This window comes from Telluria sp. LT1R51-2 (assembly GCF_059685775.1).
Genome location: NZ_JCASIM010000004.1, coordinates 1 through 6262 on the forward strand (window position 1 = coordinate 1; position 6262 = coordinate 6262).

Genomic DNA, 6262 nt, shown 5'->3' on the forward strand with positions numbered 1-6262 from the left:
CCCACCCCTTCCCATCCCGAACAGGACCGTGAAACGACTTTGCGCCGATGATAGTGCTGCAACCAGTGTGAAAGTAGGTTATCGTCAGGCTAGTTATATAGAGAAGCCCCACTCAGTCATCTGAGTGGGGCTTTTCGCTTTGGACGATTGATTTTATGCGATTGATCCATTAAGCACCCAACCCATTTCCGCAAGTTGTTATTCCCTGCTTGGCGTGCTGCTCATCCTCAGGCTCGCTGGAGTTTGCCGCATCTGTAATGCGTCCTTGACCACACTGTGGCAGCAAAACCCCACTTACCAATCCTATGATTTGATCGGACGCAACGGTCAAATATGTTCATTTCTGCGCATGCTTCTGGCTCTTACTATTTCTTTGACGCCAAGGGGACTGTCGCATGATGCGTGGGCCCGGACTGGTGGAACCAAGTACTTCACATGAAGGGCCGCCATGAGTGAGATCACCACATGGGTCTTGATAATAGCGGCTTATCCCTTCATTGCAGCCTGGCTTGTGGGGCTGCGACGCGGCTATCAAATCAACGAATTGGAAGAGCAGCTGGTTTTGCTCCGCGAGAAGGTCAAACAGCTCTCTCCGGCACTTCTTGAAACACCGGCGCCTCATCATGCCGACATGACCGTTTCCACAGTACCAAGGGATGCCGTTGAACAGGTGCCACCTGCCGATTTGCCAGATAGCGCCCATGCACAAGTGCAGGGAGCGGACGCTGCCAGTGCCAGTGCCGATCACGCCCAGACAATCGATCGGTCGCCGCAAGCAAAACGAGAAACTCCCCGCCGCGGCCGAAGCCGTGGCAGCCCGATTCAACGCGAAGAGATCACGCCGCCGCTGGACGCTGATGCTTCAACCAAAGCCGTATCTCCGCCACCTCGCTGGCTGGTTGCGGCCAAAACTTGGCTGATGACCGGGAATCTGGTCGCCAAGCTCGGCCTGGTTATCCTGTTTATCGGCATTGCATTTCTGCTCAAGTATGTTGCAGCGACCATTACCATCCCGATTGAACTGCGGCTGGCCGCGTTGGTGTTGGCCGATATGGGTCTTCTTGGATGGGGTTGGCGTCTGCGTAGCAAGCACAGCGGGATCGGCTTGCCGGTACAGGGAACCGCTATCGCCATCCTGATGCTGGTGATCTTCAGCGCATTCCAGCGCTACGCCTTGATACCGGCGGGATTCGCATTTGCCTTGCTTGTGTCGCTCACGGTATTCACGTGCCTTCTTGCTATTTTGCAGGAGGCACCGTGGCTCGCGGCCTTCGGCATTACCGGCGGCTTCGCCTGCCCGCTGCTGTTGTCGACCGGGCAGGGAAATCACATTGCCTTGTTCTCTTACTACGCGATGCTCAACGTCGGCGTGTTTGCGCTCGCGTTCAAGCGGTCGTGGCACCAGCTCAATCTGTTGGGCTTTGTCTTCACGTTCGGTGTCGCCGGGGCGTGGGGCGGGTTGCAGTACACCCCGGACCATTACACGTCAGCGCAGGCATTTCTCATTCTTGTTTTCCTGTGCTACTCAGCCATCCCTTTCGCATTCGCGGGTCGCAAGAGAACACGGTTGCAAGATTATGTCGATGTCACGCTGATCATGGGAACACCGCTATTGACCTTCGGGTTTCAGGTCGGGCTCGTCAGGGACATGCCGTTCGGTCTGGCATTTTCAGCATTGGGGCTGGGCGGATTTTATCTCGTAGCCGGAACGATTCTCTGGCGTGCCGGCAAGGAGCGCTGGCGCACACCGGTCCGAACCTTTGCCGTCCTTGGCACCATTTTCGGCACATTGACGATCCCGTTTGCCCTGGATGCGCGCTGGACCTCGGCCGTGTGGGCGCTGCAGGGATTCGGCTTCGTGTGGTCCGGATTGCGCCACCAGCGGCGTGCCATCTGGGTTTGTGGACTGTTGTTGCAAGCTGGCGCCTGGATCAGCTTCATGACCGCGCTGTCTCACATCGACATGGCTGCAGCGTTGACGGCGAACTTGTGGCTGGGCTTCTTGCTGCTTGCCGCCGGCGCATTTGCGGTGGCTCTAGCATTCCGACAGAGCGACAACAGCAGCGACAAGCAGGATCTGTCTTCACTGGCCACCAATACGTTGGCCAACACGGCGTTGATATTCGCGGCGCTGTGGCTGCTGGCCGGATGGTTGACGGAAGCGACTCTGCGCTTCTCGGGCGCCATCCTCGCAGACTGGATCGTGATCGGGTCGATGCTCACGGCGCTGCTGCTGTATTCCCTCAGCCTGCGGATGGTCTGGACAACCGCGCGCCAACTGGTTCTGGCTACCCAGATCGCAGGCGCCGTCGGCCTGGCCATCGCTGTGAGGCCTGGGTTGTCATGGCTGAGCATGGTCGAGCCAAATGACGAGATGCCCTTGCTCGGCCTGGTGATCCTGGCCGTGGCGGCGTTCGCCACCAGTCACTCGCTGCAGCGAGCCGCGTCCAGGAAAAAAGGCAGCTACCTGTCAGCGTTACTGCTGCTGTGGAGCGGCATCTGGTGGGTCTGCACTCTGAATGTCGCAGCCGGTCGGTTCGTCGACTATCTGCCTGCCATCCTGGGCAGCGTGGATTCCCGCTGGCTTGCACTGTATGTGCTCGGTATCGCGGCCACGTCGATCGCGTGCATGCACTGCGCAGTGCGCTTTTCCTGGCCACAGTTATGCTGGTTTGCCCCCGCTTGCTGGGCCGCGCTGGCCATCATCACGCTGCGTTCGCTTGCACTGCTGTACGGCGTGCATGCGCTTCCGGACGCCGCTTTCTGGATCGCATGGGCAGTTGCATGGCTGGGCAGCGAACAGGCAATGCTGCGCTGGCATACCAGCGGGTCATTCCTGAACCGTACTGTCTTGCAGCTGCTGCACGCCGTACGCACGGGTGGGCCGTGGCTCGCGTTGTGGCCAACCGGCGCGATCCTGATCGACGGATGGCTCGCCACGCCAACCGACAGCACATTGATCTTGCAAGGCGGCTGGGTCACAGACGCGGCATGGAGCAATTACCTGCCGACGTGGGCAATGATGCTGGCCCTCGTCGGGTTGCTGCGTCGAAGCATGACGGGGGGCTGGCCTACTGCGCCGGTTGCCAATTGGTACCGATCGATTGCTGTTCCAGTAGGGATCATGTTGACGATGTTGCCGATCGCTCTGTGGAACCTGCGGCACGATGGCGCGATGGCGCCGTTACCCTACCTGCCACTACTCAATCCGCTCGATCTGACCACCGGGTTCGTGTTGATACTGTGGGCGAGCGCTTTGCGGCAGCTTGCTACCCGGCTTGGGCTGGACCAGCCCGTTCTGCACACGCTGCGGATGACCAGCGTGGTGACAGCGTGGATCTGGTTCAATCTCATGCTGCTACGAAGCGCCGCGCACTATCTGGGCATCGATTACCGGCTTGCCGACCTCGCTGCTTCGCAAACGGTGCAGGCCTTGCTCTCCCTGGCCTGGGGTGCGAGTGCTTTCGTGCTCATGCGCATTGCCTCACGGATGGTCCAACGGCGGATCTGGTGGATCGGCGCACTTTTGTACGGCATTGTCGTGGGCAAGCTGTTCCTGGTCGATCTGGCCAGTGAGGGCAGCATGGCGCGCGTCGTGTCGTTCGTTGGTGTCGGCCTGTTGCTGCTGCTGGTCGGCTATCTGGCGCCGTATCCGAAAGCACCACAAGAGGCGTCAATCGCTGCGCCAGCTTGACTGACCGGGAGCCTCACCCATGCCGACTTCTCTTTGCAGGCGCTGCTGCGCCATCATGGCACTCGTGCTGGCGGGCGCTGCCAGCACCGCGAATCCAGCCATCCCCACCGATGGGCCTGCCGACTATTCGTACCGTCTCCCTTTGCGCGTCGTCAGTAGTCAGGCCGTCGTGCGACTACCACTGCCGCGTGCGGTTTATCTGAACGCGCGTTCGTCGGCATTGCATGATCTGCGCGTGTTCGACGCTGCCGGCGCATCGATGCCTTTCGCACTGGTCGATCAGGCGCCACCCGCCGTCGAGAAGAGGGCCGCTGCACCAGTCGCCATTTTTCCACTGTACGGCGCAGCCCGGGACGCAGGGCCAATGCCCGAAAGCCTGCAGATACGTACCCGCAGCGACGGCGCCGTCATTTCGGTGACCACCCCATCGCGCGCAGCGAGTGATACGCTGCAAAGTCTGATCCTCGACCTTCAACCGGCTGCGCTGGTGGCGAAGGTCAGCGCAGAAGCCCCAGTGGGTGCACTGACATTATCGCTGCCTGAAGGGATGAACAGCTACAACGCGCACGTCGCGCTTGATGCAAGTGATGACCTGCAAGACTGGGACCTGCTGGCCGAAGCGGCAGTCAGTTGGCTGGTCAACGATCGCGGCGCAAGTGTCGGCAAGCACCGCATCGAGTTTTCGCCGCAGTCGTTTCGTTATGCCCGTCTTCGTTGGCTAGACGGCAAGCCGCTTGCCTTTGCCGACATCAGTGCTGAATATGTCGTGCAGCAATATGCTGCCACGCAACTCGATACCATCGTTTTGCCAGGGGTGCCAGCTGCCGAGGGCCGCGATGTACTCTATGCCGCACCTGTCGCGATTCCGGCAATCGCTATCGGCTTCGTGTTTCAGGGGCAAAACGTCGTCATGCCGGTGATGGTGGGGCAGTACCAGACCACGCGTAGTCGCAAACGGGGGGAACGGGTTGTCACGCAGTTGCAGCCGATCGTGAACACAACCTTTTATCAACTGTCGCAGAAGGGACAGCAGCGCGTATCCGGCGACGTCGAGATTACCGCCACCAATGCGTCCACCTGGGTGGTCCGGCCACTGACACCTATCCTGGAGCGTCCGGCCTTGCGCTTGCGCTGGGCGCCTGCGACCATCGTGTTTGTGGCGGCCGGCAAGGCGCCATATCATCTGGCGTTCGGCCGCGCCAACTGCCAGCGTACCGCTTTCCCAGGTTGCGCCGGGTTTCACACTCCATGAATTGGCCGAGCTGGAATCCGCGACACCTGGGGCGCTCGTGCAACAGCAACGGTCCGATACGACCTTGGAGGGTAGTGATAATACCAGCAGCAACCGTCGATATTGGTTATGGGGCATGTTGGTATGCGGCCTCGCCGCTCTTTCCGCCATGGCCTGGCACCTGTTCCGTCAGATGAAGGCCGATGCATCCGGTGTGCCGGCATCCGATGCTGCGTCCGACAGCGAGCTGCATGCCTCGAAGTAGTCAAGAACAAGCCTTGACCAGCCGGCGTCATGCCACGATCAGGTAATACGCCCGACGTCGTCATAATGCTGTGCGCCGTGTCTATCCGTGTCTATCCGTGACAGCGGCATGGTGGCCCTACTGTTCAATCTGCTGTCGGCAGGACTGCGCAAGCTGCGCCGCAAGTGAATCAGGCAGCGCCGTGCTGGCCGGCGACGCGCAATTCGAGCCGGTCCCAGAAGCGGTCATGGATCGGTAGCAGAAGGACATTGCACACCGGTTCAAGGATGGCTGCGAGACCACCGGAAGCGAGCGAGCCCGTAGCGCAGTAGATCACGGTGAATCCGACGACCATGTGCAAGGCGGTCTGGCTGACCTTTTCAGCCGCGAGGCGGGTGTAGCGTTCGCGTTCGGAGCGTGCCCGGGCACGGATTGACTCCCAGGCTTTCTCGTGAAAGGGGAGCAGAAACACATTGATGAGAGGCTCGATGATGATCGCCAGGCCACTGAACATGACCGAACCAGTAAGCGCGTAGGCAATGGCGAACGCGATGGCCATGTGGGCGATGACTTGACTGGTTTTCTTGGCAGCGACGACCATGTTGGCTCCTGGAATTGCAATTGTAGATACGGTAGAAGCAAATGATAGTCATTCTCGATTGCCGCACAAAGCCATATATATCTACTATAATGATAGTCCTTGGCTATTGATTTGTTATTAAGGATAGTCTTTTGTATTTCAGAAGTCCCTTGCGGAACATGTCACAGGTTTGTTATAGTCTCGTTCTGCCCGACGCAGACGCCGCTTAAAAGCAGCGACAGCGAAGGAAAGAAGGGGTTGACAAAATTTGAGAAACACTTCATAATCTCGCCTCTCTGCTGCTAACGAACACAACGCTTCGTAGCAAACGGCAGAAGCAGTACCGAACAAAGTTCTTTAAAAATTAACAGTCGATAAGTGTGGGCGTTTGATGAGGGTGCCAAAGACTTCGGTCTTTGATTACTTAAATTATCAAATGTTCACAAAAAAGAAATACGTTGCTCAGCAATGAGTAACGGTCAGTATTTTGAGTGAGCGACCCCTGCCGCAAGG

General features: G+C 58.8%; 3 protein-coding genes, 1 rRNA gene and 1 pseudogene. 4 read left to right on the forward strand and 1 reads right to left on the reverse strand.

Annotated features, from left to right (window positions below):
• The 4 genes and pseudogenes from rrf to AC56LH_RS22575 all read left to right on the forward strand — a co-directional run.
• Positions 1–90, forward strand: a 5S ribosomal RNA gene (gene rrf, locus AC56LH_RS22560); the annotation flags it as partial.
• 358 nt (positions 91–448) lie between these two features.
• Positions 449–3694 (forward strand): DUF2339 domain-containing protein, encoded by a 3246-nt coding sequence (locus AC56LH_RS22565; protein ID WP_499649856.1) that lies wholly within the window; start codon positions 449–451, stop codon positions 3692–3694.
• A gap of 55 nt (positions 3695–3749) precedes the next feature.
• Positions 3750–5049, forward strand: a pseudogene (locus AC56LH_RS22570) (DUF3999 family protein); the annotation flags it as partial.
• A gap of 12 nt (positions 5050–5061) precedes the next feature.
• Positions 5062–5190 carry a hypothetical protein gene (locus tag AC56LH_RS22575; RefSeq protein WP_499649860.1) on the forward strand — a complete coding sequence of 43 codons (129 nt, stop codon included), beginning with the start codon at positions 5062–5064 and terminating at the stop codon, positions 5188–5190.
• Between the two features lie 169 nt (positions 5191–5359).
• On the opposite strand, the gene AC56LH_RS22580 is transcribed toward AC56LH_RS22575, so the two are convergent.
• On the reverse strand, positions 5360–5770 hold the full coding sequence (locus AC56LH_RS22580; RefSeq protein ID WP_499649858.1) for a DUF2061 domain-containing protein: 411 nt from the start codon (positions 5768–5770) through the stop codon (positions 5360–5362).
• Positions 5771–6262 lie beyond the last annotated feature (492 nt).

Coding starts and splice junctions, on each gene's coding strand:
- AC56LH_RS22565 (WP_499649856.1), top strand. CDS start 449: ATGAGTGAGATCACCACATGGGTCTTGATAATAGCGGCTTATCCCTTC.
- AC56LH_RS22575 (WP_499649860.1), top strand. CDS start 5,062: ATGTTGGTATGCGGCCTCGCCGCTCTTTCCGCCATGGCCTGGCACCTG.
- AC56LH_RS22580 (WP_499649858.1), bottom strand. CDS start 5,770: ATGGTCGTCGCTGCCAAGAAAACCAGTCAAGTCATCGCCCACATGGCC.